The sequence below is a fragment of the Maritimibacter sp. DP1N21-5 genome, assembly GCF_019218295.1.
In the GTDB taxonomy this organism is placed as follows: Bacteria; Pseudomonadota; Alphaproteobacteria; order Rhodobacterales; family Rhodobacteraceae; genus Maritimibacter.
Genome location: NZ_JAHUZF010000006.1, coordinates 331,951 through 357,749 on the forward strand (window position 1 = coordinate 331,951; position 25,799 = coordinate 357,749).

Annotated in this window: 25 protein-coding genes and 1 tRNA gene; 15 read left to right on the forward strand and 11 right to left on the reverse strand. The window is 65.0% G+C overall.

The genetic code is table 11. The annotated features are described in order from the left end of the window. Nucleotides 1-26: 26 nt before the first annotated feature. Nucleotides 27-1,109, reverse strand: a complete 1,083-nt coding sequence (locus tag KJP29_RS09265) for a 2OG-Fe(II) oxygenase (RefSeq protein WP_218463292.1) — start codon at nucleotides 1,107-1,109, stop codon at nucleotides 27-29. Nucleotides 1,110-1,231: 122 nt separating this feature from the next. Continuing rightward, nucleotides 1,232-2,218, reverse strand: a complete 987-nt coding sequence (gene trxB / locus KJP29_RS09270) for a thioredoxin-disulfide reductase (protein ID WP_218463293.1) — start codon at nucleotides 2,216-2,218, stop codon at nucleotides 1,232-1,234. Nucleotides 2,219-2,412: 194 nt separating this feature from the next. Between trxB and KJP29_RS09275 the strand changes: the two genes are divergently transcribed. The 4 genes from KJP29_RS09275 (at nucleotide 2,413) to KJP29_RS09290 (ending at nucleotide 4,937) form a co-directional block, all read left to right on the forward strand. Then, entirely contained in the window at nucleotides 2,413-2,913 is a 501-nt protein-coding gene (locus KJP29_RS09275) for an Lrp/AsnC family transcriptional regulator (RefSeq protein WP_218463294.1), read from the forward strand. Nucleotides 2,914-2,977: 64 nt separating this feature from the next. Next, on the forward strand, nucleotides 2,978-3,496 hold the full coding sequence (locus tag KJP29_RS09280) for a CAP domain-containing protein (RefSeq protein ID WP_218463295.1): 519 nt from the start codon (nucleotides 2,978-2,980) through the stop codon (nucleotides 3,494-3,496). A gap of 167 nt (nucleotides 3,497-3,663) precedes the next feature. Then, nucleotides 3,664-4,440 (forward strand): L,D-transpeptidase, encoded by a 777-nt coding sequence (locus tag KJP29_RS09285; RefSeq protein WP_218463296.1) that lies wholly within the window; start codon nucleotides 3,664-3,666, stop codon nucleotides 4,438-4,440. Between the two features lie 116 nt (nucleotides 4,441-4,556). Then, a complete protein-coding gene (locus KJP29_RS09290; RefSeq protein ID WP_218463297.1) occupies nucleotides 4,557-4,937 on the forward strand; it encodes a hypothetical protein in 381 nt (126 codons plus the stop codon). A 325-nt stretch (nucleotides 4,938-5,262) separates the two neighbouring features. On the opposite strand, the gene pgeF is transcribed toward KJP29_RS09290, so the two are convergent. Genes pgeF through lgt form a run of 3 tightly spaced genes read right to left on the reverse strand, consistent with a single transcriptional unit; the run spans nucleotide 5,263 to nucleotide 7,984 of the window. Then, nucleotides 5,263-6,021 carry a peptidoglycan editing factor PgeF gene (pgeF, locus tag KJP29_RS09295; protein ID WP_218463298.1) on the reverse strand — a complete coding sequence of 253 codons (759 nt, stop codon included), beginning with the start codon at nucleotides 6,019-6,021 and terminating at the stop codon, nucleotides 5,263-5,265. After that, the gene (locus KJP29_RS09300) at nucleotides 6,018-7,079 is read right to left on the reverse strand and encodes a class I SAM-dependent methyltransferase (protein ID WP_218463299.1); all 1,062 of its coding nucleotides are present in this window, start codon (nucleotides 7,077-7,079) and stop codon (nucleotides 6,018-6,020) included. Before KJP29_RS09300 ends, pgeF begins: the two co-directional genes overlap by 4 nt. Beyond that, nucleotides 7,076-7,984: a prolipoprotein diacylglyceryl transferase gene (gene lgt / locus KJP29_RS09305; protein ID WP_218463300.1), complete on the reverse strand. Its 909-nt coding sequence runs from the start codon at nucleotides 7,982-7,984 to the stop codon at nucleotides 7,076-7,078. The genes KJP29_RS09300 and lgt overlap by 4 nt, the downstream gene beginning before the upstream one ends. 160 nt (nucleotides 7,985-8,144) lie before the next feature. Here lgt and KJP29_RS09310 point away from each other — a divergent pair, with 160 nt between their 5' ends. Then, the gene (locus KJP29_RS09310; protein WP_218463301.1) at nucleotides 8,145-8,396 is read left to right on the forward strand and encodes an accessory factor UbiK family protein; all 252 of its coding nucleotides are present in this window, start codon (nucleotides 8,145-8,147) and stop codon (nucleotides 8,394-8,396) included. After that, complete coding sequence (locus KJP29_RS09315) at nucleotides 8,393-8,887, forward strand: CAP domain-containing protein (RefSeq protein WP_218463302.1); 495 nt, start codon at nucleotides 8,393-8,395, stop codon at nucleotides 8,885-8,887. The genes KJP29_RS09310 and KJP29_RS09315 overlap by 4 nt, the downstream gene beginning before the upstream one ends. A gap of 3 nt (nucleotides 8,888-8,890) precedes the next feature. Here the strand turns inward: KJP29_RS09315 and KJP29_RS09320 are convergent, their stop codons facing one another. Both KJP29_RS09320 and KJP29_RS09325 read right to left on the reverse strand, forming a co-directional pair. Next, nucleotides 8,891-9,712 carry an SseB family protein gene (locus KJP29_RS09320; protein ID WP_218463303.1) on the reverse strand — a complete coding sequence of 274 codons (822 nt, stop codon included), beginning with the start codon at nucleotides 9,710-9,712 and terminating at the stop codon, nucleotides 8,891-8,893. After that, a complete protein-coding gene (locus KJP29_RS09325) occupies nucleotides 9,709-10,320 on the reverse strand; it encodes a uracil-DNA glycosylase family protein (RefSeq protein WP_218463304.1) in 612 nt (203 codons plus the stop codon). Before KJP29_RS09325 ends, KJP29_RS09320 begins: the two co-directional genes overlap by 4 nt. A 231-nt stretch (nucleotides 10,321-10,551) precedes the next feature. Between KJP29_RS09325 and KJP29_RS09330 the strand changes: the two genes are divergently transcribed. The 7 genes from KJP29_RS09330 (at nucleotide 10,552) to KJP29_RS09360 (ending at nucleotide 18,525) form a co-directional block, all read left to right on the forward strand. Further along, nucleotides 10,552-11,634, forward strand: a complete 1,083-nt coding sequence (locus KJP29_RS09330; protein WP_218463305.1) for a Hint domain-containing protein — start codon at nucleotides 10,552-10,554, stop codon at nucleotides 11,632-11,634. Nucleotides 11,635-11,808: 174 nt separating this feature from the next. Further along, entirely contained in the window at nucleotides 11,809-13,107 is a 1,299-nt protein-coding gene (locus KJP29_RS09335) for a Na+/H+ antiporter NhaA (protein WP_218463306.1), read from the forward strand. Between the two features lie 201 nt (nucleotides 13,108-13,308). Beyond that, on the forward strand, nucleotides 13,309-13,968 hold the full coding sequence (locus KJP29_RS09340) for an ABC transporter ATP-binding protein (protein ID WP_218463307.1): 660 nt from the start codon (nucleotides 13,309-13,311) through the stop codon (nucleotides 13,966-13,968). After that, on the forward strand, nucleotides 13,946-15,772 hold the full coding sequence (locus KJP29_RS09345) for a capsule biosynthesis protein (RefSeq protein ID WP_218463308.1): 1,827 nt from the start codon (nucleotides 13,946-13,948) through the stop codon (nucleotides 15,770-15,772). Before KJP29_RS09340 ends, KJP29_RS09345 begins: the two co-directional genes overlap by 23 nt. 153 nt (nucleotides 15,773-15,925) lie before the next feature. Further along, nucleotides 15,926-17,284: a mechanosensitive ion channel family protein gene (locus KJP29_RS09350; protein ID WP_218463309.1), complete on the forward strand. Its 1,359-nt coding sequence runs from the start codon at nucleotides 15,926-15,928 to the stop codon at nucleotides 17,282-17,284. 89 nt (nucleotides 17,285-17,373) lie between these two features. Continuing rightward, nucleotides 17,374-17,448: transfer RNA gene (locus KJP29_RS09355), tRNA-Gln, on the forward strand. A 147-nt stretch (nucleotides 17,449-17,595) separates the two neighbouring features. Continuing rightward, nucleotides 17,596-18,525 carry an MYG1 family protein gene (locus KJP29_RS09360; RefSeq protein WP_218463310.1) on the forward strand — a complete coding sequence of 310 codons (930 nt, stop codon included), beginning with the start codon at nucleotides 17,596-17,598 and terminating at the stop codon, nucleotides 18,523-18,525. 9 nt (nucleotides 18,526-18,534) lie between these two features. Here KJP29_RS09360 and KJP29_RS09365 read toward each other — a convergent pair whose 3' ends face one another. Then, nucleotides 18,535-19,293, reverse strand: a complete 759-nt coding sequence (locus KJP29_RS09365; RefSeq protein ID WP_218463311.1) for an alpha/beta fold hydrolase — start codon at nucleotides 19,291-19,293, stop codon at nucleotides 18,535-18,537. A gap of 82 nt (nucleotides 19,294-19,375) precedes the next feature. On the opposite strand from KJP29_RS09365, the gene KJP29_RS09370 reads away from it, so the two are divergent. Beyond that, entirely contained in the window at nucleotides 19,376-19,738 is a 363-nt protein-coding gene (locus tag KJP29_RS09370) for a hypothetical protein (RefSeq protein ID WP_218463312.1), read from the forward strand. A 49-nt stretch (nucleotides 19,739-19,787) separates the two neighbouring features. Here the strand turns inward: KJP29_RS09370 and glyA are convergent, their stop codons facing one another. Then, a complete protein-coding gene (gene glyA, locus KJP29_RS09375; RefSeq protein WP_218463313.1) occupies nucleotides 19,788-21,080 on the reverse strand; it encodes a serine hydroxymethyltransferase in 1,293 nt (430 codons plus the stop codon). A gap of 207 nt (nucleotides 21,081-21,287) precedes the next feature. Between glyA and KJP29_RS09380 the strand changes: the two genes are divergently transcribed. Continuing rightward, nucleotides 21,288-22,055, forward strand: coding sequence for an NAD kinase (locus KJP29_RS09380; RefSeq protein WP_370630858.1), 768 nt, complete (start codon nucleotides 21,288-21,290; stop codon nucleotides 22,053-22,055). A 17-nt stretch (nucleotides 22,056-22,072) separates the two neighbouring features. Here KJP29_RS09380 and KJP29_RS09385 read toward each other — a convergent pair whose 3' ends face one another. Together KJP29_RS09385 and KJP29_RS09390 are read right to left on the reverse strand one after the other, a co-directional pair. Beyond that, nucleotides 22,073-23,512 carry a sigma 54-interacting transcriptional regulator gene (locus KJP29_RS09385; protein ID WP_218463314.1) on the reverse strand — a complete coding sequence of 480 codons (1,440 nt, stop codon included), beginning with the start codon at nucleotides 23,510-23,512 and terminating at the stop codon, nucleotides 22,073-22,075. Between the two features lie 146 nt (nucleotides 23,513-23,658). Further along, nucleotides 23,659-25,548, reverse strand: coding sequence for a propionyl-CoA synthetase (locus tag KJP29_RS09390; RefSeq protein ID WP_218463315.1), 1,890 nt, complete (start codon nucleotides 25,546-25,548; stop codon nucleotides 23,659-23,661). Nucleotides 25,549-25,799: the final 251 nt, after the last annotated feature.

The window sequence follows — 25,799 nt, forward strand, 5'->3', positions numbered from 1 at the left end:
GGGAAAGAGTCCCAAAAAGGTGGCGCTCAGTGATCGTCGCGCGCCAGATGTTTCAGATTATCTTCCCGGAGTTTCGCCGCGGCGTCGTCGTAAAGGAACGGCAGAAAGGCATAGCGCCGCCCCCGCGTGACCGGGCTCACCCGATGGAGAAGCGCGCAGGAGAAGACGACCGCACCACCCAGCGGTGCCTTGAAGGTCCGGGGTCCGTATTCCGGGAACCCGACCTCGCCGCCCTCGAAGTCGTCGGTCAGGTTGATCGAAACCGCGAAGCGGCGATGCGCCGTGCCGGAGGTCGTGTTGTCGCGGTGCGCCCGGAAATGCCCGCCGTCCTCGGCGGCGTAGCAGGAGACGATGTAGCGTTCCATCCGGTTGGCGTGGAACATGTGGACCTTGGCGATCTCCGGCACCACCCGGTTCATGATCCGCGCCTGAATGGACCGGATCAGGTCGGCATCCTCGATCGTCACGTCGCTGCGGACCTTGTGATCTGCATTCATCACATGCACCGTCTTGCCGTCCACCTGCTGCATGAAGCCGGAGGATGTGCCTCCCGTCTCGTCGTAAAGCCCGACAAGATGCGCGCAGAGACTCGGCTCGAAGACGCGAGGCAGGACAAGGATCGGCGCCTGAAGCTCGAACCCTGCGAAACGGCTGGGGTGCAGCTGAGTGGCAAGGATGCCGAGTGCACGCGCATGGCCGCGTCCGTCGTCGCCGAAGGGCACGGTTTCGATCACGCGCATCGTCGGATCGACGATCACCCAGATCCCGCGCCGGTCGCCATCCTCACTGGCCGCGCCGTAAAGCCGGCTCACGGCGAGGTCGTCGTCAAAGAAATACCGATGCCCCGGCAGGCTCTCCTTCAGCCGCGCGTCGTCGCCGGGGGTCGTGGAGACCCCGAAGAAGCTCGCGAAAGCGTCGTCGAACAGGTCGCGCCGGGACCTCGCGGCGGCGATGGCGGCCTTCGCGGCGGGGTGCTGTGCGTCATGAAGGAAACACAGCACGAGATAGCGCCCCGCCGCCGTGTCGAAGGTGAACCGGGGGTTCGACCCGCTGCGCGCCTTGAAATAGGGCGCGGGGTTGCCGGGATTGAGGGTGGTGAATTCTGCCATGCTGCCTCGGGGTTTTCGATCCAGCTTGACGACGGGCGCAGCCAAGTCAATCCCGACATAGTCCCGACACATGAGAAGGGCGCCCGAAGGCGCCCTGTCCGGTCTCGCGTTCCTAAGTCGGCTCAGACCGCCGCGACCTCGGGGGCCACGGCTGCGGCCGGTTCCGCTTCGCCCACTTCGGCGAGGAACCGCTCCGCGTCCAGCGCCGCCATGCAGCCCATGCCCGCGCTCGTCACCGCCTGACGATAGACGTGGTCGGTCAGGTCGCCCGCCGCGAAGACACCGGGGATAGAGGTGCGAGTGGTGCCCGGCTCGACCTTCACGTAGCCGCCGTTGTGCAACTCGAGCTGATCTTTCACCAGCTCGCTCGCCGGTGCGTGGCCGATGGCGATGAAGACGCCCTTGGCGGAAAGCTCGCTCACCTCGCCGGTGCGCACGTTGCGGATTTTCACGCCTTCGACGCCAAGCGGCATGTCGGTGCCGGTGACTTCTTCCAGAACGTGATCCCAAAGGACCTCGATCTTCGGGTTCTTTTCGAGCCGGTCGATCAGGATCTTCTCCGCCCGGAATTCGCCCCGGCGATGGATCACCGTCACCTTGGAGGCGAAGTTGGTGAGGAAGAGCGCCTCTTCCACGGCGGTATTGCCGCCGCCCACCACGATGATCTCCTGCCCGCGATAGAAGAACCCGTCACAGGTGGCACAGGCCGAAACGCCGAAGCCCTTGAACTTGTCCTCCGACGGCAGGCCCAGCCACTTGGCGCGTGCGCCCGTTGCCAGCACGACCGCCTCGGCGACGTAAGTCGCACCGGAATCCGCTTTCGCCACGAAGGGGCGCTTGGAGAGATCCAGTTCGGTGATGATATCCGTCACCACCTCGGTGCCCATCGCCTTGGCGTGCTCTTCCATTTTCACCATGAGCTCGGGGCCCTGAATTTCGGTGAAGCCGGGATAGTTCTCCACCTCGGTGGTGGTGGTGAGCTGTCCGCCCGGCTCCATCCCCTGCACGAGGATGGGTTTGAGCATCGCGCGCGCGGCATAGACGGCGGCGGTATAACCCGCGGGCCCCGATCCGATGATCAGAAGGCGGGTGTTGTGGGTGCCACTCATGACGATTCCCCTCTTGTCCTGAAGTCCGCTCCGGTATAGGCGCTCGGGCCCCGGGTCGGAACCCCCTGCGTCACCCCTGCGACGCCGCGACCACCGGATCACTCCGCCGGGTCACGATCTTGCGCAACCGCGAAACATTATTGCGCATCGGGGCCTCCAAGGCTAATCTTCGCGCAAATTAAAAGGGACAAACGATGTCAGCCGCGAAACTCGACCCCATCGACCGCATGATCCTTGCCGAGTTGCAGGCGGACGGTCGCATGACCAACGTCGAGCTCGCCAAACGCGTCGGCATCTCGGCCCCGCCCTGCCTGCGCCGGGTCCGCACGCTCGAGGAAGCCGGCTACATCAAGGGGTATCACGCCACGGTGGACAGCCGCAAACTCGGGTTCGAGGTGCAGGTCTTCGCCTCGGTCGGGCTCGTGAGCCAGGCAGAAGCCGACCTCATCGCCTTCGAGAACCGCTGCCGTGACTGGCCCCTCGTGCGCGAGTGCCACATGCTGAACGGCGAGGTGGATTTCCTCCTGAAATGCGTGGCACCCGATCTCTCCACCTTCCAGTCGTTCCTGACGGGGCAACTGACCTCGGCGGACAACGTGGCCTCGGTGAAGACCTCGCTCGTCATTCGCGACGCCAAGGAAGCCCCCGGCGTGCCCTTCGACGTGCTCGAAGCGCGGATGGCCGCCGACGCCTGACCCCTCAACTTGTGCGGGGGCAGGGCGCGGCCTAATTTCCCCCACGCACATCGGGGGACAGTCCATGACCCAGAAAACCATCGCGTCAGTTGGTGTGGCGCTTGTTCTGTCGGGTTGTATGACCACTTCCGGGTCGCAGGATTGGCGGCTCAATTCCTATCTTCCCGATCCAGCGATGAATACGACATTGCAGGACGTCCCAACGAACGATGCGTCTTTCGAGACGGCGATCAACGGTGTGCGCGCAGGTAACAAGGTCGTACAACCATTGCGATGGAATGGCCAACTCGATCAGGCTGCGCAATCCTATGCGGGCTACCTTCATGCCACCGGTCAGTTCTCGCACACGGCCGGAAATTCCACTGTCGGCGAGCGCGTTTCGGCAACGGGATATCAATGGCGGAAGGTCGGAGAGAACCTCGCGCAAGGGTTCACCGATGAGAATGATGTCATTGACGCTTGGGAAGGCTCATCAGAACACAAGAAAAACCAAAACGATCCTGACTTCGAGGACTTTGCGCTCGGCGTTTCCGGGACTGGCCGCGATGCAGTCTGGGTTCTTGTGCTCGCGGATCCGCTCTAGAATCGGGCGAGAGCGCCACGTCCCCTGAAAATCTGACAGAATCTTCGGCGATTCCTTGCGCAGAGCGGGAACAATCGCGCACGCTGAGGCTTGACGATTCGATGCCGCGCCCTGCTGCCGGGGAACATGTGGCACGGACAGACGCCGATAGACCTGGGGACATTGCCATGACTATTTTCACGACCGCCCGCACGCTGGCGATTGCCGCCATTGCCGGACTGACCCTTGCCGCCTGCACCGATATGCCCATCGAAGAGGGCGGTGCTGCCGGTCAGGCCGTGACAGCCGACGGACAGGTGCTGCCGACCATTTCCTCGAAGACCGCGTCCATGTATCGCGAGTTCGACGATGGCCAGTTCATAGTGCCCGAGATCTCGCGCCTCTACCTCTCGGAAGAGCGCAAGCGGCAGTATGTGCCCTACTACTCGCCCTATGCCGAGGGCACGATCATCGTCGACCCCTATGCCTACAAGCTCTACCTCATCTCCGGCCCGAACGAGGCGATGCGCTACACCGTGGGCGTCGGCAAGGCGGGCTACGGACTGCAGGGCAACGCCACCATCAACCGCAAGGAAGAATGGCCCTACTGGACGCCGACCGCCAACATGCTGCGCCGCGAGCCGGAGAAATACCGCCCTGTGGCCGGTGGTGTCGAAGGCGGGCTGGAAAACCCGCTCGGCGCGCGGGCGCTCTATCTCTACCGCGGCGGGCGCGACACGCTCTATCGTATCCACGGCACGCCCTATCCCTGGACAGTGGGGGGCGCTGAATCCGGCGGCTGCATCCGCATGTTCAATCAGGATGTGATGCACCTTTACGCAAACGTCGGCACCGGCACCCGCGTCATCATCCTGAGCCAGGCCGAGAGCGGGAAATACACCGTGCCACCGGCGGGCTATGCGGCGGCCACCACGCTCCCGGCTGCGGAAAGCACCGAAGGCTGACACAGTCCCATTTCAATGCAAAGCCCCGGTCCCAGTGCCGGGGCTTTTCGTTTCAAGTCCTTGAACCGTCTGCCGTTCCGCATATCTCTTTCCCCACCAGATGGAGGGTGCACCACATGCGCAACGCCGCGCTCATGCTCGGGATCATCGGGGGGCTCATCGCGATGCTCGTCGGGTTCTTCAACTTCGGCTACACCGAGGTTCTGGACAGCAACGCCGAGATCAACCGGTTCGCGAATGATGTCTGGGGTCCGCTGGAGAACCGCGAGCTTCTGCGCGTGGCCAGCTTCCTTGCCCCGCTTCTGGCCCTCGTCGGTGGCGCCATGGCCAAGGTCCGCGCCTTGTGGGGCGGGGTGCTCATGCTCGCGGCCGGGGCGCTAACCTACTACGCCTTCGGGTTTGGCGTCTTCACCATGTTCCCCATCGGCTTCTGCATCGCAGGTGGCATCCTCGCCATCGCGGCGGGCAAACCCGACGAGCCCGTCGCGCATTTCTGACGTTCGGTCGCACTCGCCAGAAACGAAAAAACCGCCCCAACTGGAGCGGTTTGTTCAGGGCCCACGGGCCAATCCTGTGGATCAGGCAGCTTTCTTGACCGCCTTGGCGCGCACCGAGCGCTGATAGGGCAGTTCGACCTTTTCGGTCTTGGCCGCTTCGATCATCGATTTCATCCAGCGCTTCGTGGCCATGGGTGCCTCCCGTTTCTGTCCAAGGGTCTGCTGTCGCCAGCGTCGTTAACCCCGTTGTCCAATTCAAATCGGGCAAGATTGGGCCAAGCGGGGGGAAAGACGAAGAACCTTGGGGAAAAACCGGGGCAGGGCTTCAGAGGCGGATGGCCGAAATCAGCCGGCCGTAGTCGGGTTCCTTGCGGTGAACCGAGCGGCGATAGGAGTAGTAGCGCGCCGGGTCCTCGTAAGTGCAGTGGCGCACCCATTCCGCATGACCCACGCCCGCCTCGCGCAGCCGGTGCAGACCGAACCCGGGCAGGTCGAATTGCACCCGGTCGCCCTGACCGCCCACGAAGAAGCGACCATAGTCCGGGTCCTCGTCCAGGAAACGCTCCAGGAACTCGGGGCCGACCTCGTAATTCATCTGGCTGATGGTCGGGCCAATCACCGCCGCGATCCGCTCGCGCCGCGCACCAAGCGCCACCATCGCATCCACCGTGGCTTCGAGGACGCCGTCGAGCGCCCCTTTCCACCCGGCATGGGCCGCGCCGATCACGCCCGCCTCGCTGTCGGCAAAGAGCACCGGTTCGCAGTCGGCGGTCAGCACCGACAGCGCCACGCCGTGCACATTCGTCACCAGCGCATCGGCCCGGGGTTTTTCGCCGTTCAGCGGGCCATCGACGATCACCACGTCCGGCGAATGCACCTGCCAGACGCCGACCAGCCCCTCGGGCTCGACCTCCATCGCCGCCGCGACACGCGCGCGGTTCAGGGTGACCGCGTCGTTCTGGTCGCCCGACCCGCCGCCGCAGTTGAGCCCGGAGTAGATCCCGGACGACGCGCCGCCCTTGCGGGTGAAAAAGCCGTGGCGTGTGCCCTTGAGCGCGTCGGATGTCACGATTTCCAGCATCATCTCTCCAACCCCGGCACCATGGCCGCTCCTTCGGGAACGAGACCGAGAATCTTGAACAGGGTTCCCATTTCCTCGGGGTGCGTCAAGCGACGATGCGCGGCGACATGGGCGGTGAGCGCATCGCCCGTCAGCCCCTTTGCCAGCACCTGCGCCCGCGCCGTGATCCCCAGCCGTTCCAGGAATACGCCCTGAGGTGTCATCTGCGAATGGACGAGCCGGGGCGCGGTCAGGGCCAGCGCTTCGAAATCCACGTGCGCCGTCAGATCGGCCTCGCCGGGAGAGGCGAGGCAATCCACATGGACGTGGGCGCGCACCGCCTGAAGCGTATCGCCGCGCGAGTGCCAGTCGCCGTAATCGATGATCAGCGCCGCGCCGCCGTGGCCTGCGATTCGATCCTCGATCTCGGTCATCACACTCTCTGCGGCGGGCCGAATCTCGACCGTCTGGCCATCCTCCGCCTCGAAACGCGCAAGGGCAGGGAGCGCGACCGGCCCGCCCAGACCGAAGGTCAGATGCCCCTCCCTGAGCCCGACCTGCCGTTCGCGCCAATGGCCCGCGTCATGGGTGAACTGGCGCACGGGGAGCGCGTCGAAAAACTCGTTCGCCACCAGCCAGAGCGGACCCTCGGGCAGGGCGGCGGTGCTGTCGATCCATTGCACCCCGTAGTCAGACAGGCGTGCCGCCTGCTCCTGCCTCAGGGCTTCGGACACCTCGACCAGAATAACCTGTGCCGCGTCGTGAAACCCGGGCAGGCCCCGCGTCGCCCGAAGGATATCGGCCATGAGGGTGCCCCTGCCGGGTCCAAGCTCGGCCAGGGTGAAACGTCCGGGCGCGCCCTGTTCGAGCCAGCTTTGCGCGAGCGACAGTCCGACCAATTCGCCGAACATCTGGGATATCTCGGGCGCGGTCGTGAAATCCCCTGCCACGCCCAGAGGGTCGCGCGTGGTGTAGTAGCCAAGCGTCGGATGGGTCAGGCAGGTCGCCATATAGTCGGCCACGCTCATCGGCCCGTCCCCGTCGATGCGGGCGATCAGATGATCGGTGAGCCGCCCGCTCATGCCGCCTCGGCGCCGGGGTCACGCACCCTCCGGCGCGACGCCCAGATCACGAGCACGAGACCGACCACGATCATCGGCGTGGACAGAAGCTGTCCCATGGTGACCCCGGCCTCGGCGCCAAGGCGGATCACATGGCCCAAGGGATTGTCCGGCGTGATGAACTGCGGGTCGGCCTGCCGGAAGAACTCGACGACGAAGCGCGAGATGCCATAGCCCGCAAGGAAGACGCCGGTCAGCATCCAGGGCCGTTTCAGCCAATGGTACCCGAAGGCGAGCGTCAGAAGCAGCGCGCCCAGAACGATTCCTTCGAGCCCGGCTTCGTAAAGCTGCGAGGGGTGGCGCGCGCAGGGCGTGGTGGCCGTGGCGCAGGCCTGCGCGGCCTCGCCGGGAAAGATCACGCCCCAGGGAGCATCGGTCGGACGCCCCCAAAGCTCGGCGTTGATGAAGTTCGCGATGCGCACGAGGCCAAGCGCCGGCGGCGTCGCGATGGCCAGAAGATCGGCGGTCGTGCCGAGTACGAGCCCATGCCGGCGCGCAAAGAGGATGACGCCCAGGACCACCCCGAGGAAGCCGCCGTGAAAGGACATGCCGCCTTGCCAGACCTTGGGGATGTCGAGCGGATTTTGCAGGTAATAGGCCGGCTGATAAAACAGCACGAAGCCCAGGCGCCCGCCCACGATGATCCCGACGACCATCCATGTGACGAGGCTTTCCAACTGCTCAAGCGTCATTCCGGGCCGTTCCCCGGCCCAGATCTTCGGGCGCTTGATCGCCATGCGGATGATCAGCCACCCCAGCGCGATCCCGACGATATAGCCCATCGCATACCAACGCACCGCGAAGTGCATCGAGCCGATGTCGAAGGAGAAGATCTCCGGTGAGATGTTCGGGAACGGAATGGCCATGATGCGCGTTTGGTGCGACGCGCAGGGGCCGGTGTCAACCTCCCGCGCGCGCCACAGGTTTCAAGGACGCAGCCGTTCCCCTGCTTGTGATTATCCGGGCAAAGGCCCATATGGAAAGGGACGTTTTTGCCGTGTGCCACGGCACGCGAAGGAGAGTGACATGCAGACCCGCAACAAGATGTTCGACGATTTTTCCCAGCTGATGACCAACGCCATGGGCGTAGCCCAAGGGGCGCGGACCGAGGCTGAGACGGCGATGAAGAGCTGGATGGACCGCTGGCTCGCGGATCGCAACTTCGTGACCCGCGACGAATTCGACGCCGTGCGCGCCATGGCGCAGAAGGCGCGCGAGGAAAACGAGGCCCTTAAAGCCAGGATCGAGGCGCTGGAAGCCGCGTCCAAACCCTCGTGAGGATCGCGCCGGCCGCCTCTGCCGCCCGACGTTTGGCGCTCTGCCTCGCCGTTGCCATTTCGGGGTTCGGCGCAAGCGCGGCAGTGGCTTGTGACCTGGCCCCCAACGCGGCGCGCCTTGCAAGCGATCTGGGGATCTCCGTCAACACCCTGCGCAAGAACGAGGGCCGCCCGGCATTGGCGCGCAACGCGCTCCTGGATACGGCGGCGCAGCGTCATGCCTGCTGGCTTTCGACCAACAACAGTTTTTCCCATACCGGATCGGGCGGATCGACGCCCAAGGATCGGATCAAGTCGGCGGGCTACCCCGCCCGGCTGTCGTCCGAGAACATCGCCCATGGGCAGGTCTCGTCCGATATCGTTGTTGCCGATTGGATGCGTTCCAAGGGCCATCGCGACAACCTGCTTCGTCAGAACGCCACCGATTACGGCGTCGGCATCGCGCTTCTGGCGGGCCGCACGCTTTGGGTCATGGTCTATGCGTCGCGCTGATCGCTAGCGCAGGATCGGCGGTTTCGTCGGGTCGGAGCCCGGCGCTTTCGGCGTTACCGGTTCCTCGACGATTTCGGGGCGGGTCATATCGAACGACAGGCTCACCCGCATGAGACGGTCGGCCACCGGTTCGTCCCCCGTGAAGAACGCCACATCCAGCCGTTCCTCGTAGCCCGAAAAGGTAATCGCCTCCTGCGCCGCGCGCGCGAGCGGGGCCTGCGCGTCCGGTGCAGCGTCGATGAAGGCGAGGATGAGGCCGCTCGATCCATCGTCATATTGCCCCCGCGCCAGCAGCGCCTTGTCGCAAAGACCTGCCGCCGGCGCGAGTTTGGTGGCGAAGCCGGACAGCAGCCGTTCGGATAACCCCTCGGGGGCCTCGACGGCGGTCAGTTGCCCTTCGACCACCTCCGGCTCGGGCCCCAGCGTCTCGGCAAGCCAGTCGACGGCCGCCGGCGGGATCAGGATGGACGAGGGCGCGACGCCCAGGTTGACGCCAAGTCCGATCTCCTGTCCGGCGAGCATGGCGGCCACCACCCGACCGGGCAGCGCGGCATAGGGTGCGGGTCCCTCGGCGAAGGCGGCAAGCCGGTCCTCGCGGTCGAAAACGAGCGCATAGCGATCGGGCGGCAGGTCCCCGTCGGGCTGAAGTTCGAAGATGTCGGCATCGAGCCGGTCGCCGGACGCCTCGGACTTCAGGAGGAGATAGAGTTCCCCATCCGCGAGACGTTCGTAAAAGCCAAGCCGCGCGGCATCGTCGCCAAGGTCGGCCTCCATCGCCGCATGGGCGCGGTCGAGCGGCGTTTCGAGTTCGTTTTCTGCGCTCATCCCAGCACCTCCGCGACGCGGGTCCGAAGCACGGGCAAGAGGTCGGCCTCGAACCAGGGGTTCTTTTTCAGCCACCCGGTATTGCGCCAGGACGGATGGGGCAAGGGGATAATCCCCGGTCCATGGTCCGCGAAGGACGCGACGGTGTCGGTCATCCGCCGCTTGGTGCCAAGGTATCGGCGTTGGGCGTATCCCCCGACAAGGAGTGTGAGCGCCGGGGCGAGGGCCGCGTCCACGGCATCGTGCCAGGTGGCCGCGCAGATCCGGGGAGGGGGCAGGTCGGCCCCTTTGGCGTCGTAGCCGGGGAAACAGAAGGCCATCGGCGTGATGGCGACCTGCGTCTTGTCATAGAAGGACTTGCGGTCCACGCCCATCCAGTCGCGAAGCCGGTCGCCGGAGGCATCGTTGAAGGGCAGGCCGGTTTCATGCACCCGCATACCGGGCGCCTGTCCGACGATGCGCAGCCGCGCTCCGGGCGCGAACCAGGCGACGGGCCGCGGGGAGTGGCGCGTGGCGGTGGCAGCAAAACGCTCGGCACAGATCCGGCAGGCCGTGATCCTTGCGCTCAATTCAGCGGTCGCCTGTGCCCGAGTGTCTTCAGATCCCATGCCAAGGACCTAGGGTCCGGCTCGAAGCGGGACAAGCCCGCGCGGCGGCCCGCCCGCCTGTAACGGTCGGCAGCTTTCTGCCACTTTGACTTTAATTGGGACTATTTCTCTCAATCTTCACGAACCTGCCCGATTTCCGCCTTGTCCCTCTCCCATACGGCGGTCTGCAACGACCCGTGACATCGCGTCCAAGACGAAGCCCGACGTGGGCGCGGCGCGACAGAGACCGACATGAAGACCAGCAAGCTTCCCGCATATTACATCGGCACCCATGCCAATCTCGACCTCGGCGAAGACGACACGGTGGCGCGGACGGCGCATCGGCTGGTCGGATATTGCCTCGGGGATGCCGACGCGCCTGCCCATTCGCGTGAGACGACCCTCGGTCTTGAAGGTGGCGAAGCGGCAGAGGGGCGGGCGGAACGGCTGGACTGGGGCGGGCACGTGTCGGAGACTGTCGTTTCTCTCCACGTCTCGGTGCGGCTGACCTATATGGACCGCACCTCGGACACGACCTGGATGGTGGTGCTTCAGGATAGGCTCGGACGCGTGTTCCTGACCCCTTTCGCGGACGGCTCGGAGTTCTCGGAAGCCTTCGTGGAACGGCCCATCAAGTCCATACGTATCGAAACCATCACCGGCGAGCATTACCGGGCTGCCGTGCGCCAGATGGCGGAACAGGGTTTCGTCTGCTTCGGCTCCGACACTCGTATCCGGACGCCTGAAGGCGACAAGAAGGTAGTGCGCCTGAGGCCCGGCGATCTGGTCGAGACGCTGGACCACGGGCCGCAGCCGATCCGCTGGGTCGCGATGCGCCGTCTGGGGCCGCTCGAGTTGCGGGCCAATCCGGCGATCCGGCCGATCCGGGTCGCGCGGGGTGCGCTGGGCGGCGGGCTTCCGGCCCGCGACGTGCTTCTGTCGCCGCAGCACCGGGTGCTGGTGCGCTCGCGTCTCGCCATGCAGATGTTCGGCACGACCGAAGTGCTCGTTGCCGTGCGCGCGCTCGTCGGACTGCCGGGCATCGAGGTGGCGGAAGATGTTGGCGGGGTGATCTATGTCCACCTTCTGTTCGACGCGCATGAGGTCATCCTCGCCGACGGCGCCCCGATGGAAAGCCTGTTTCTGGGCGCTGGTGCGCGCGATGCCGTGGGGCAGGTGGCTCTGACGGAGATCGAGACGATTCTGCCCGAGGTGGTCGAGATTATGCGCGAGGGTCGGGGCGAGCCCGTCCGCCCGTTCACGGATACGGAGCGCGCCGCCGAGATGGGCCGCGCCCACCGCAGCCGACGCGTGCCGTTCGTTCAGGGCTTCTGAGCGGCGCCCACCCGCCTGCGCGGCGCCCTCGCACGCAGGCATTGCCCAAGCCTTGATCACCTGCCCCTTCGGAGGCGGCCAGAACCCCGCGCGGCGTCTCGTGACGGTTGAGCCTCTTGTCCTCTTGAGCTATGGCAGCCGGCAAGACCAACGGCGGACGGGGAGCGACGGCGCATGTACAAGGTTTGGAACTTTATCACGACCTATTCGATCCTGCTCATCACAGGGGCGATCGTCGCGCTCATCTGGGCCAACATCGACCCGTCGAGCTACCACCATTTCGTCGAGTATCCGCTGTGGTTCAACGGCTGGGTCGGACAGGATTTCGCCCACTGGGCCGAGGCTTACGGGAGCCACGCGAACGATTTCGACATCGGCGACGTGGACCGGGTGCTCACCGTTCACTACCTGATCAACGACCTGCTCATGGCGCTGTTCTTCGCCATCGCGGGGAAAGAAGTCTGGGAGGCCGTGATCCTCGAAAACGGCTCGCTGCGCGGGAAGAAGGCGGCGACGCCGCTCATAGCGACGGCGGGCGGCATGATCGGCCCGATCGCGGTCTATCTTGGTCTCGCCATGCTTATGGGGTCGGAAACCTATAACGCGGTCTTCCGCGGCTGGGCGGTTCCCACGGCGACCGACATCGCCTTCTCCTATCTGGTCGGACGGATCGTTTTCGGCGCGGGTCACCCGGCGGTGCGCTTCCTCCTGCTGCTCGCCATCGCGGACGATGCGGGCGGGCTCATCATTCTCGCGATCTTCTATCCGTCTGGCGATCTCGCGCCCGAATGGCTGCTCTTGTCGGTGGCGGCGTCGGTCATCGCCTTCGTCTTCTTCAACTGGTTGCCGCGCCGAATGGACCGGGGCGACCAGCTTCGTCAGAAGTCCACATGGGTGCGCCGCAACCTGTCGTGGCTGCCCTATGGGGTCGCCGGGGTCATCAGCCTCTTCGCCTTCACGCAGTCGGGTCTGCACCCGGCGCTGGGCCTCTTGCCGATCATCCCGGCCATCCCCCATGCAGACCGCGCCTTCGGGCTTTTCGCCGATGCCGAGCAGCACCTCCATGACATCCTCAACAGCATGGAGCATGCGCTCAAGCACCCCGTCGAGCTGATCCTGTTCTTCTTCGGCCTCGCCAACGCGGGCGTCGAGTTCAACGCGATTTCGGCGCCGACGTTCCTCGTTCTCGCGGGGCTCATCATCGGCAAGCCGGTGGGCATCTTCATCATGGGCTGGATCGCCGCCAAGCCGCTTGGCCTTGGCCTGCCGCAGGGGATGCGGATGCTCGATCTTATCGTGATCGGCTTCGTGGCCGCCATCGGATTTACCGTGGCGCTTTTCGTGGCCTCGGTCGCCTTCCATCCGGGGCCGGTGCAGGACGCCGCCAAGATGGGCGCGCTCTTCAGCTTTGGCGCGGTGTTCCTCTCGATCATCGCCGGCAAACTGTTGCGGGTCGAGAAACAGCCGGGCTGATTTCGCCGTTTCTCCCCGCCAATTGTGTAACCAAAAAGAACAATTGGCGGGGAAATCCGCCCCTTACGGGCCGGGACTCGCTGAAAACCCTGTATTGCAGGCGGACGATCCGACATAATGGTGCCCAATTGGCCCCATATGGGTCATCGTCAAGGATGCCCGGCTGAAACCGGGCGCGCAGGAAGCAGTGCCGGGGTTCGAATGATCGAATTCACAAACGTCTCCAAGTCCTTCTGGACCGGGAAACAACGCAAGGTCATCCTCGACCATGCGTCGTTCCGGGTGGACCTTGGCCATTCGGTCGGAATCCTCGCACCCAACGGCACCGGCAAGACGACGATCATCAACATGATGGCCGGGATCGAGAAACCCGACGACGGCGAAGTGCGGCGCACGTCGAAGGTGTCCTTCCCGCTCGGGTTCATGGGCGGCGTGGTGGGCAAGCTCTCGGCCAAGGAAAACGCGCGCTACATCGCGAAGCTCTACGGCCTCGACCCCGACTACATCGAGGCCTTCACGCGCTGGCTCTGTAACCTCGAGGAATACTTCGATTTCCCGATGACCACTTATTCGTCGGGGATGCGCTCGCGGTTTTCTTTCGCCCTGCTCCTCGCGCTCGATTTCGACATCTACCTGATCGACGAAGGCATGCCGCAGACGACGGACGCCGAGTTCAACCGCAAGGCCGGCGACGTGCTGCGCACCCGGCTCGAGAACGCCACCGTGGTCGTGGTCAGCCATCAGGCCCAGACGCTCGAGAAATTCTGCCGGTCCGCCGGCGTCCTGCACAACGGACAGATCTACATGTTCGACACCTTGGAAGAAGCGAAACAGCTCTATGACTACACCACCCAAGGCTAGGAAATTCCGCATCCGGCGCCCCGTGACAGGGGCTGCAACGGCGGAGCGGCTGGAGGACGATCAGCCGGCGAACAGCGGGGGCTACGAGGCCGAAGACGAAGCGCCGCGCTCGGCGCCCCGTCCAGCCCCGGAACCGACCCGTCCCATGCCGCAAACGCGCGGGCCCAACCCGCTTCAGGCGGCCGCTTCGGAAGGGTTTGAAGATGGGTTCGGCGACCAGCGCTTCCCCGGTGCCGCGCCGGCCTCGCGACCCGCGCAGCAGGCGCCCCAGCAGACCTCGGCCCCGCCTTCGACCCACGCAGCCACGCCAAGGCCATCGGCCCCGGCCTCGGCAGAAGCCGAACTCGCCGCGATCAAGAAGGAGGGTCTGACTGGTCGGCAGCTTCGCATGGCGCGGCGTGTGGCCCAGAAGCACGGACTCCCGGCCACCTCGGACTATGATGCGGTCCGGCTCTTGCGGCGGGCGGGCGTCGACCCGTTCCAGGCCGCCAACATGCTGCAACTCGTGTCGTCCGAAGAGGATGCCGCGAAGGCGGGCGAGGCTTCGGCGCGAAGCGGGAACCAGCCCATCGGCCAGATCCAGTTGCCCCAGACCGTGCCGTCGGGCGCAATGATGGTGCCCGCCCAGCCCAAGATGATGGACGCGGGCGAGCGGGCCCGGTCGATCCAGGAAATGCAGTGGTCCATCGTGCGACGCAGGCGCAAGCGGCTCCTGCTTCTTGCCGTGCGGCTCGCGGCTTTCGTGCTTCTGCCGACCTTTGTCGCCGGCTGGTATTTCTTCAACGTCGCCACGCCCATGTATGCGACCAAGTCCGAGTTCGTGATCCAGAAGGCCGATGGCGGCACCGGCGGATCGGGGCTGGGGTCGCTCTTCGCCGGATCGGGGCTCGGGTCGTCGCAGGACTCGATCACGGTGCAAAGCTACCTGACTTCGCGTGACGCCATGCTGCGCCTCGATCAGGACATCGGCTTCAAGGAACACTTCTCTGGTCCGGATATTGACCCGATCCAGCGCCTGTCGTCCGATGCCAGCAACGAAGAGACCTACAAGACCTACAAGCGCAATGTGAAGATCGGCTACGACCCGACCGAAGGCATCGTGAAGATGGAGGTCATCGCGGCCAGTCCCGAAACCTCGGCGGCGATCTCCGAAGCGCTCATCCGCTATGCAGAAGAGCGGGTCGACAACCTGACCCAGCGACTCCGGGCCGACCAGATGGCCGGCGCCATCGAGAGCTATGAGGACGCAGAGACCGAGATGCTCGCGGCCCAACAGGAGGTTCTGCGCCTGCAGGAGGAAATGGGTGTCTACGATCCCACCTCGGACGCCGCCTCGGTGATGGGGCAGATCAACCAGTTCGAACTGGCCCTCCAGCAAAAGCGCCTGCAACTCCAGCAACTGCTCGACAACCCGCGCCCGAACCAGGCCCGCGTCGACGGCGTGCGGGGTGACATCGGGCGGCTCGAGGCACTGATCGCCGACATGCGCGCGCGGCTGACCGAAGAGGGCGCCACGGGCGATGCCTCGATCGCGTCGGTCAGCGGGCAGCTTGCCATTGCGACGACCAACCTCGAAACTCGCACCGTGCTCATGCAGCAGGCGCTGCAACAGCTCGAAACCGCGCGGATCGAAGCCAACAAACAGACCCGCTACCTCGAGATGGGGGTGCATCCCGTTGCCCCGGACACCCCGACCTATCCGCGCGAGTTCGAGAACACGCTTCTCGCCTTCCTCGTCTTCGCGGGCATCTACCTCATGGTGTCGATCACCGCCTCGATCCTGCGAGAACAGGTCACCGGCTGACGGCGACCGGACACGACAAAGCGGCGGCCCCTACAGAGGCCGCCAGCGCCCATCGATGCGTGGCGCTTGCTATTCCCTGATCGCCCGCTAACCTCTGAAAAAATTTGGAAAGACTCTTGGGGAAGGGTCGGTTTTGACGAGGGTATTGCGGGGATGGGACGGGGATTTCTAAGGGCGATTGCGGTTGTCCTGTGTCTGGGCACGACAGGTGCCGCGATCATCGCAGGTCTTGTCGTCGCGCCGGCCGTGGCGCAGGACGGCACGATCACAACCAGCAACGGATCGGCGAGCCAGGCCCAAGAAGACGCTGCCATCGCCACGCGCATCCGCGACATCCTGCATGAACTCGACGGCTATGAGGACGTCACCGTGACCGTGAAGGCGGGGATCGTCACCATGCGCGGCACGACACTCGGGGTCAGTTCGGCCGAGCGGCTGAACGACATCGCGGGCCGCGTCGAGGGTGTCGTCGCGATCGAGAACGAGGTGACGATCTCCACCGATTTCTCACGCCTCCTGACCCCGCTTCTCGACCGCTTCGAACACCGCTTCTGGCAGAGTGTGGCCTTTCTCCCGCTGGTGGGGATCGGGCTGTTCGCCTTCGGGATCGTGGTCTGGCTCGCCTTCTTCATCGCCAAACGCCGCAGCCCCTGGGACAATATCGCGCCCAATGCCTTCATCGCCGATATCATCCGCGCCCTGATCCGGGTGGCGGGGGTCATCGCGGGGATCGTGGTGGCGCTCGACATCATCGGGGCGACGGCGCTTCTGTCGACGATCCTTGGCGCTGCGGGGATCATCGGTCTCGCCATCGGTTTCGCGGTGCGCGACACGGTCGAGAATTTCATCGCTTCGGTGCTCCTGTCGGTGCGCCAGCCCTTCGCGCCCAACGACGCCGTGGCCATCGACGGGCAGGAGGGCAAGGTGATCCGCCTGACCAGCCGCGCGACGATCCTTCTGTCTTTCGACGGCAACCACGTGCGCATTCCGAACCAGGCCGTGTTCAAGGCGACGATCATCAACTACTCGCGCAACCCCGAGCGGCGGTTCCAATTCGACATCGGGGTGGCCTATGGCACCGATCTGGCAGCGGTCAAACACCTGGCGGAAGACACGCTCAACGCGCTGCCCTTCATTCTCGAAACCCCCTCCGTCGCGGTCTGGACGACCGAGCTTGGCGCCTCCGACATCGGGATGCGATTGACTGGCTGGATCAATCAGGACACCACCGGGCTTCTCGCTGCCCGGTCCGAGGCGATCCGTCAGGTGCTGCTGGCCTTCGACGCGGCCGGCGTGGAGATGCCCGAGACCACCTATCGCATTCTCATGAACGATGTCGGCCAAGAGGCGGCGGAAGGTGCGGAAATCGTCACCGCCCCCCCAGAGGCCCCTTCGACCGAGGTCGAGAACGTCGACGCGACGCAGGAACACGACTTGGAAAACATCGTCGCCGCCGAGCGCGAAACCCGCAGCGACGAGGATCTTCTGCGCAAGAGCGCGGCCACGGAATAGACCCGGACAGGGGCGAGAAACTTCCGGCGTTTTCGGCGCTTTTTCCCCTTGCAGGGGGGGCAGGCTTTGAGTAGTTACACGCCCACCGTTGGGGTGTAGCCAAGTGGTAAGGCAACGGTTTTTGGTACCGCGTACCGTAGGTTCGAATCCTACCACCCCAGCCATTCTTCTCAAAATCGACCAACCTCGTCACCTTTGCCCGCGGTGGGATGAGGCCGTTCGCGTGCCCTCGTAAGAGCCTGTCGTTGCCGGGGTTGGACAATTGTCTCGCAGCGACTTAAGGCGCGGGGGTAGTCAACGGAGGCGCAGAGATGACGATCACCCAACTCGTGACCCATTCGGGCGGGTTCCATGCCGACGAGCTTCTGTCCTCGGTCGTGCTGACCCGGCTCTTCCCCGAGGCCGCGCTGATCCGGTCGCGCGACGAGCGCCTGACCTCGGCGGCCCCGGGGCGGATCGTTTATGACGTGGGGCGGGTCTTTGATGCCGAGGCGGGGATGTTCGACCATCATCAGCGCCCGGCCCCCCTGCGTGAGGATGGCCAGCCCTATAGTTCCTTCGGACTGATCTGGGCGCATTATGGGCGCGATTATCTCCTGGCCATGGCGGTGCCGGAGACGGATCTGGACGCGCTCGCCGCGGCGGTGGACCGGGGCTTCGTGCTGCCCGTCGATCTCATGGACAACGGCGCGCTCGATCCGGGCGAGGCGGGGCGCCTTGCCGGGATGACTCTGCCGGAACTTCTCGAAACCCTGAAGCCTGCCTACGATGACCGATCCGCAGATGCCGACGACCGCGCGTTTCACGCAGCGCTGGACGTCGCGCGGGCCTTTGTCGAGGCGGCGGTGCGCACTCGGGCGGCCAAGCGCCGGGCCGAGGGTGTCGTGGCGGCGGCGATCGAGGCGGCCGGGGACGGGCGCGTGCTGGAGCTTCCCATGGGCATGCCGTTTCGCGCTGGTGTGGAGGCGGCTGGGGCCGATCACCTCCTCTTCGTCGTGCATCCGCGTGGTGAGGACTGGGCGCTCAACACGATCCGCAAGTCGGGCGACGGTTTTGCCGCGCGCGCCGATCTGCCGGAAAGTTGGGCCGGTCTGACCGATGCGGCGCTGGAGGCGGCGAGCGGGGTTACGGGCGCGAAATTCTGCCACAACGCACGTTTCATCGCAGTCGCGGCCAGCCGGGAAGCGGTCATGGAACTTGCCGCGAAAGCGGTGGCCGTGGCCGAAGCTCAGGGGGTTTAGGGCCGCTGCCTAAAGCGTGAAGAAGGCGCGGACGGCGGCTTCGAACTCGCGCGGCTTCTCGGCGTGGAGCCAATGGCCCGCGCCGGGGATCTTCGCCTGTTTCGCGTTGGGAAACAGTGCCTTGATCCGGTCGCGGTGCTCGGGAAGCACATAGTCGCTCTCCGCGCCCGCGAGAAACAGCGTGGGTCCGTCATAGCTTGCGGAGAGGTCGGGGAAGGAGAGGATCTTGTCCATCTCGGACCCGAGCACGTCGAGGTTCAGCTTCCAGCGCTTTTCCTTGAGATCGAGCGATTGCAGGAGGAAATCGCGCACGCCCTTGGTCTCGACCTTTCGGGCGAGCGCCGCGTCTGCGTCCGAGCGTTTGTCGAAGGCGGCGGGATCGAGCTCCTGCATCGCGTCGACGAGATGCGCCTGGGTGTGCTCATAGGCCACCGGCGCGATGTCAGCCACGATGAGCGCGCGGACAAGCTCGGGCCGGGTGAGGGCCAGGACCATCGAGGCCTTGCCGCCCATGGAATGCCCGACGACAAGGGCCTCGCCTCCGAGGGACTCGATCACCTGTGCAAGGTCATCGGCCATGTCGTGATAGCTCTGGCTGTCGGCGCGGGGGCTGTCACCGTGGTTGCGCATGTCGACGCTGACGACGCGGCGGCTCTTTGACAGGCGTTTGGCGATCACGCCCCAGTTGCGGCCGGAGCCGAAGAGGCCGTGGACGATGAGGATCGGGGCGCCTGCCGTTTCCTCGCCATATGAATCGTATGCGAGCATGAACTTCTGATAGCGGTAAGTCGTTGAGGCCGAAAGACCCTTGGCCTACTGTTGCGCCGGTTGGGAGAAGGGGGGACGGAGGATGGATATGCACGCACGCGCCGAACGGCTCGCCTCGCTCATGGAGGAACGGCTGGACATTCGTGGCCAGGGGCTTCGCGCCAAGTTGCGGCGTGCGGGTCGCAAGGTGCCGCGCTGGGTCCGGCGCGAGATCGAGGCGTTGCTCGAGGCGCTCGACCTGTCCGAACATCCCAAGCTTGCCGCGCGTGTGGACCATGGCCGGATCGAAAGCGGCACATCGCGCGTCGAACGCTGGCTGCTCGACATCGACCCCTGGGACCGGCGGCGGGGCGTTGCGGTCGAATGGGGCGCGGGGCTCGCTTTCAACCTTCTGCTGGTGGTGGCGATCTTCGTCGCGCTTCTGGGCTGGCGCGGGTTCCTGTGACGAAAAACGGGCGACCGAGGCCGCCCGTTCCCTTTGATTTCCCAATGACTTAGTGGTTGGGGTAGATCGGGAAGGCCTCGCAAAGCGCGGCGACCTTGACCTTGACCGCGGCTTCCACTTCGCCGTTGCCGTCTTCGCCATTGGCGGCAAGACCGTCGATCACCTCCACGATCAGGTCCGCAATCTGGCGGAACTCATCTTCGCCGAAGCCGCGCGTGGTGCCGGCGGGCGTGCCCAGACGAATGCCCGAGGTCACGGTCGGTTTTTCCGGGTCGAAAGGGATGCCGTTCTTGTTCGTGGTGATATGCGCACGGCCAAGGGCCTTTTCTGTGATGTTGCCGGTCACGCCCTTGGGACGCAGGTCGACGAGCATCACGTGGGTGTCGGTGCCGCCCGTGACGATGTCGAGCCCGCCCTTCATCAGCTGATCGGCCAGTGCCACGGCATTGGCGCGCACCGCCTTCTGGTAGGTCTTGAACGACGGATCGAGCGCCTCGCCAAAGGCGACCGCTTTCGCTGCGATCACGTGCATGAGGGGGCCACCCTGGATGCCCGGGAAAATCGCCGAGTTCACCTTTTTCGCGATCTCTTCGTTGTTCGTCAGGATCATCCCGCCGCGCGGACCGCGCAGGGTCTTGTGCGTGGTGGTGGTCACGACGTCAGCGTGCGGGAAGGGCGAGGGGTGTTCGCCGGCCGCCACGAGCCCGGCGAAATGGGCCATGTCCACCATGAGATAGGCACCCACGGCATCGGCGATGGCGCGGAATTTCTCGAAGTCGATCTGGCGCGGGATGGCCGAGCCACCGGCGATGATGAGCTTCGGCTGGTGTTCCTTGGCGAGCGCCTCGACCTCGTCGTAGTCGATCAGGCAGTCCTGCTTGCGCACGCCGTACTGGATGGCGTTGAACCATTTGCCCGACTGGTTCGGCGGGGCGCCGTGGGTCAAGTGTCCGCCGGAGGCGAGGTTCATCCCGAGGATCGTGTCGCCCGGCTTGATGAGCGCATTGAACGCGCCCTGGTTGGCCTGCGAGCCGGAGTTCGGTTGCACGTTGGCGAAGTCGCAGCCGAAGAGCTCCTTCGCACGATCGATGGCCAGTTGCTCGGCCACGTCCACGAACTGGCAACCGCCGTAGTAGCGCTTGCCTGGATAACCCTCGGCGTATTTGTTGGTCATCACGCTGCCCTGGGCTTCCATCACGGCGGCGGAGACGATGTTCTCCGAAGCGATAAGCTCGATCTCGTCGCGCTGACGTCCAAGCTCGCCGGTGATCGAGGCAAAGATCTCGGGGTCGCGTTCAGCGAGGCTCTGGGTGAAAAAGCCGGGGGAACGGATGTCCTTCATGGGAGGTCTCCAAGTGGGGTGAGCAGTTGGGGGCTGGAATAGGACAATTCGCGACCCGCCGAAAGGCTTTCAGCGACCTTGGGGGGCGATTTCGCGGCAAATCTGGTCAGAGGGGGAAACTTGTGTTTCTTTCGGGGACAGAGGCAGGCATGCGGGAAACATTCGCACCAGCCGGAAACTAGGCAGTCGGATACAGGGAAGACGGGCGTGGCAGCAGGACCGAAACTGGCCTTCATGGCGTCCGAGGTCGTATCGGCCCAGGAGGCGCTGGGGCGACTGACGGAGCGCTACGGGCAGTCCGCGCCCGAGAGCGCGGATGTGATCGTGGCGCTGGGCGGGGACGGGTTCATGCTCCAGACGCTTCACGCGACGCAGGCGCTCGACGTGCCGGTCTATGGCATGAACCGGGGAACCGTCGGCTTTCTGATGAACGAGTTTGCCGTCGAGGGGCTGGAAGAGCGTCTGGGCGATGCGGAGCTCGAGGTCATCAACCCGCTTCGCATGCGGGCGACGACGGTCACGGGTGACGAGGTCGAGAAACTGGCGATCAACGAGGTGTCTCTCCTGCGCGCTGGTCCGCAGGCGGCGAAGCTCGCCATTTCGGTGGATGGACGGCGGCGTATGGCCGAACTCGTCTGTGACGGTGCGCTGATCGCGACGCCTGCGGGATCGACTGCCTACAACTATTCCGCCCATGGTCCGATCCTGCCGATCGGATCCGATGTGCTGACCCTGACCGCCATCGCGGCGTTCCGGCCCAGACGCTGGCGCGGGGCGCTGCTTCCGAAACAGGCGAGTGTGCGTTTCGATGTGCTGGAGCCGGACAAGCGCCCGGTGATGGCCGACGCCGACAGCCGGAGCGCGGGTCAGGTGACCAGCGTGGTCGTGGAAAGCGCGACCGACATCCGGCACAAGGTGCTCTTCGATCCTGGCCACGGTCTCGAGGAACGGCTGATCCGGGAGCAATTCGTCTAGGCCGCCGCCCGTCAGGGTCAGTTCCAGGTGTCGCGCTTGCGGTAGATCGTGGAAGGCGACACGCCAAGCACCTTGGCCGCGCGAGGAATGGAACCGCCCTCGGCCTCTATGGTGGCTTCGATGACAAGGCGCTCGACCTCGGAGAGCGTCCGTCCGACGAGTGCATCCGCCGCCAGAAAGGCCTGCGGCGGCGCGGGCCCCGCAGCAGGAGCGCGGCCGGTGATACGGGCGGGCAGGTCAGGGGCTGAGACGTCCGTTCCGTCAAAGGTCAGCACCACCTCCCGAATGACGGATTGCAGCTCGCGCAGGTTTCCGGGCCAGGCATATCCGTCCAGCGCGGCGAGCGCATCGGGCAGAAGCCGGGGCATGGTGCGGCCTTCTTCGGCGGCGAAGAGCGGCAACCAGCTGTCGGTCAGGAGCGCGATGTCGCCCGTGCGCTGGCGCAGGGGCGGCAGGGCAAGCTCCAGCACGTTGAGACAATAGAACAGGTCCTCACGCAGCCGTCCGGCAGCCATGGCGGCATAGGGATCGCCGCCGAGCGTCGCCACGAAGCGGACCGGCGACTTCGCGAGGGCCGCCGCGTGGCGTTGAACGATGGGCAGAAGCCGGGTCTGCGCCGACATGGCTAGTTCGTCGAGCCGGTCGATCAGGAATGTCCCGCCTTCGGCCCGGCGCACCTCGGCCACGATGTCGAGACTGCTGTCTCCGGGCTGCCCGGTCCAGACTTCGGGTCCGATGATGACGAAGGGCCCATTCGGGCGGCCAGCATCGTGAAGCGCGCGGGCGAGAATGGATTTGCCTGAACCGACTTCGCCGCGGATGATCACCGAGGCCGGGGACCGAGCGATGGCGTGCATCCGAGTGATGAGGTGCTGCATGGGTGCGGAGGTGCCCATCAGTTCGGGCACACTCACTCCGGCGTGCGCGGGCTGCGCCATCGGGTCCGTCTTGGCGCGGGCGCTGGGCGGAATGGCGGTATCGGGCGGGCTTTGTGCTCCGGTCCTGTCAGGCAACGGGGCATGTGCCATCCGGGGCGGGATCAGCCCCAGAGTGGACAGGAGCGTGCGTTCGAACCGCGCTTCCGAGAACGGGCGAAACAGGCAGTCCGCGGCGCCGTTGCGCATGGCTTCTGCGGCTTCGTTGATCTGGTCGTTCTCCGCGATGATGATGATCGAGCGGTGCGGATTCTCTTCCATGCATTTCTTCTGATAGGGCAGAAGCGACTGGCCCTGCATGGTCAGGGGCATGATGACGAGATCGGGGTCAAGGTCCGCGCAAAGCCTGCGCGCCTGTTCCACATGGCTGGCTTGGGTAACCGTGCAACGTGCGGCCCGGAAGACATCGGCGGAAAACACCTGCGGCATGTCGGGTGGCCACAACACCAGCGTCCGCACGCGCGGCCCGTCGGGACGGCGCACGTCGACCTGTCCGAAATCCCCGTCAGAAAAACTGGCCACTACAAACCTCGGCAACTCCATTCCGGGGCATAAGTCCCCAGAATGATTAAGGACGTTTTGAGAGTCTGTTGATTTGGCGCAGAAAGTCACGCCCGGATTGTGCCGGACGTGAACAATTTTACTATTAATCGCCGTTTTCGGGCAGTTTACCCAGCGTAACCCACGGTTCCGAGAGCCTCGCGGATCTCGTCGAGGATCGCCGGATCGTCGATCGTGGCGGGGAGTTTGAAGTCCTTGCCGTCCGCGATCGAGACCATGGTCGCGCGCAGGATCTTGCCTGACCGGGTCTTGGGCAGCCGGTCCACGACCACCGCCGTCTTGAAGGCGGCGACGGGTCCGATCTTGTCGCGCACCAGCTTCACGCATTCGGCGACGACCTCTTTCGGGTCGCGATCCGCGCCGGCGTTGAGGCAGAGGAACCCGAGCGGCAGCTGTCCCTTCAATTCGTCCGTGACGCCGATCACCGCGCATTCCGCGACATCGGGGTGCGAGGCCAGCACTTCTTCCATCCCGCCGGTCGAAAGCCGGTGTCCGGCGACGTTAATAACATCGTCGGTGCGGGCCATGATATATAAATAGCCATCCTCATCCATATACCCGGCGTCACCCGTTTCATAATACCCCGGGAAGGTATTGAGGTAACTCTTGCGGAACCGGTCCTCGGCATTCCACAGCGTTGGCAGGGTGCCGGGGGGCAGGGGCAGTTTCGCCACGATGGCGCCAAGCTGGCCCGCGGGAAGCGGATTGCCACCCTCGTCGAGGATCTTCATCTCGTAGCCCGGCATCGGCACGGCGGGCGAGCCGAGCTTGGTCTCGAGAAGCTCGATCCCGACCGGGTTCGCGACGGCGGGATAGCCCAGTTCGGTCTGCCACCAATGGTCGATCACCGGCACGCCCAGTTTCTCCTGCGTCCAGACGATGGTGTCGGGATCGGCGCGTTCACCCGCCAGATAGACCTGTTTGAGGCAGCCCAGATCGTATTTCTTGATGAAATCGCCCTTCGGATCCTCGCGTTTGACCGCGCGGAAGGCGGTGGGCGCGGTGAAGAAGCTCTTCACGCCATGCTCCGAAATCACCCGCCAGAAGGTGCCTGCGTCCGGGGTGCCGACGGGCTTGCCCTCGAAAACAATGGTGGTGTTGCCGTGGATGAGCGGGGCGTAGCAGATATAGCTGTGGCCGACGACCCAGCCCACGTCCGAGGCCGCCCAGAACACGTCGCCCGGATCGACGTTGTAGACGTTCTTCATGGTCCAGTTGAGCGCCACGAGGTGCCCGCCCGTGTGCCGGATCACGCCCTTGGGCTGGCCCGTGGTGCCGGAGGTATAGAGCACATAGACCGGGTGATTGCCCTCGACCGGGGTGCAGGGCACGGGATCGGCGGCTTCGACTTCGGCCCAGTCGATGTCATAACCGGGCTTGAGGTCGGCCGGGGCTTCCTCGCGCTGCAAGATCACGGTGAAGTCGGGCTTGTGTTTCGCGATGTCGATGGCGCCGTCGAGGAGCGGCTTGTAATTCACCACGCGGTTGGGCTCGAGCCCGCAGGAGCCTGCAATGATCGCCTTGGGCTTCGCGTCGTCGATCCGCACTGCCAGTTCATTCGAGGCGAAGCCTCCGAAGACGACCGAATGCACGGCGCCGATCCGGGTGACGGCGAGCATCGCGACCAGTGCCTCCGCGACCATCGGCATGTAGATGATGACGCGGTCGCCCTTGGTGACGCCGCGTGCGGCCAGCCCCCCGGCGACGCGCGCGACGCGGTCCTGAAGCTCGGAAAAGGAGAGTTTCGTCTGCCGGCCTGTGATTGGGCTGTCGTAGATGATCGCGGTCTGGCCGCCACGTCCGGCTTCCACATGGCGGTCCACGGCGTTGTAGCAGGTGTTGACCATGCCGTCCGAGAACCATTCGTAGAGGTTGTTTCCCAAGTCGAAGAGCGCCTTGCGGGGCCGGCGGTCCCAGGAGATCGTCTTGGCGGCCTCCATCCAGAAGGCCTCGGGGTCCGCTTTCCAGTTGTCGTAGACCTCTTGATACGTCGCCATGCTTGGTCCTCCTCCTCTCACGGTTGGGCGAGGTTTACGAGGGGGCATGGAACGGAGCAAGGCTGTTGGCGGTAACCTGCGGCGCTTTGTATCGGAAATTTGCAATTCGCACGCGGATTGGTCTGCAAACTTTTGCAAATCGACGCGGTTTTCGCAACCAGGCGGGAAAAGTCGGGAGGATTTGCAAAGTTCTCGATCCATCCTGACCCTGGCTTCCTTGTGGCGGGCCAGGTGAGCCATGCCCGAGTCGG

Coding starts and splice junctions, on each gene's coding strand:
- KJP29_RS09345 (WP_218463308.1), top strand. CDS start 13,946: ATGACTACACCACCCAAGGCTAGGAAATTCCGCATCCGGCGCCCCGTG.
- KJP29_RS09390 (WP_218463315.1), bottom strand. CDS start 25,548: ATGGCGACGTATCAAGAGGTCTACGACAACTGGAAAGCGGACCCCGAG.
- glyA (WP_218463313.1), bottom strand. CDS start 21,080: ATGAAGGACATCCGTTCCCCCGGCTTTTTCACCCAGAGCCTCGCTGAA.
- KJP29_RS09310 (WP_218463301.1), top strand. CDS start 8,145: ATGCAGACCCGCAACAAGATGTTCGACGATTTTTCCCAGCTGATGACC.
- trxB (WP_218463293.1), bottom strand. CDS start 2,218: ATGAGTGGCACCCACAACACCCGCCTTCTGATCATCGGATCGGGGCCC.
- KJP29_RS09300 (WP_218463299.1), bottom strand. CDS start 7,079: ATGAGCGGGCGGCTCACCGATCATCTGATCGCCCGCATCGACGGGGAC.
- KJP29_RS09275 (WP_218463294.1), top strand. CDS start 2,413: ATGTCAGCCGCGAAACTCGACCCCATCGACCGCATGATCCTTGCCGAG.
- KJP29_RS09290 (WP_218463297.1), top strand. CDS start 4,557: ATGCGCAACGCCGCGCTCATGCTCGGGATCATCGGGGGGCTCATCGCG.
- KJP29_RS09370 (WP_218463312.1), top strand. CDS start 19,376: ATGGATATGCACGCACGCGCCGAACGGCTCGCCTCGCTCATGGAGGAA.
- KJP29_RS09325 (WP_218463304.1), bottom strand. CDS start 10,320: ATGGGATCTGAAGACACTCGGGCACAGGCGACCGCTGAATTGAGCGCA.
- KJP29_RS09320 (WP_218463303.1), bottom strand. CDS start 9,712: ATGAGCGCAGAAAACGAACTCGAAACGCCGCTCGACCGCGCCCATGCG.
- pgeF (WP_218463298.1), bottom strand. CDS start 6,021: ATGATGCTGGAAATCGTGACATCCGACGCGCTCAAGGGCACACGCCAC.
- KJP29_RS09360 (WP_218463310.1), top strand. CDS start 17,596: ATGACGATCACCCAACTCGTGACCCATTCGGGCGGGTTCCATGCCGAC.
- KJP29_RS09350 (WP_218463309.1), top strand. CDS start 15,926: ATGGGACGGGGATTTCTAAGGGCGATTGCGGTTGTCCTGTGTCTGGGC.
- KJP29_RS09330 (WP_218463305.1), top strand. CDS start 10,552: ATGAAGACCAGCAAGCTTCCCGCATATTACATCGGCACCCATGCCAAT.
- KJP29_RS09340 (WP_218463307.1), top strand. CDS start 13,309: ATGATCGAATTCACAAACGTCTCCAAGTCCTTCTGGACCGGGAAACAA.
- KJP29_RS09335 (WP_218463306.1), top strand. CDS start 11,809: ATGTACAAGGTTTGGAACTTTATCACGACCTATTCGATCCTGCTCATC.
- lgt (WP_218463300.1), bottom strand. CDS start 7,984: ATGGCCATTCCGTTCCCGAACATCTCACCGGAGATCTTCTCCTTCGAC.
- KJP29_RS09285 (WP_218463296.1), top strand. CDS start 3,664: ATGACTATTTTCACGACCGCCCGCACGCTGGCGATTGCCGCCATTGCC.
- KJP29_RS09265 (WP_218463292.1), bottom strand. CDS start 1,109: ATGGCAGAATTCACCACCCTCAATCCCGGCAACCCCGCGCCCTATTTC.
- KJP29_RS09280 (WP_218463295.1), top strand. CDS start 2,978: ATGACCCAGAAAACCATCGCGTCAGTTGGTGTGGCGCTTGTTCTGTCG.
- KJP29_RS09365 (WP_218463311.1), bottom strand. CDS start 19,293: ATGCTCGCATACGATTCATATGGCGAGGAAACGGCAGGCGCCCCGATC.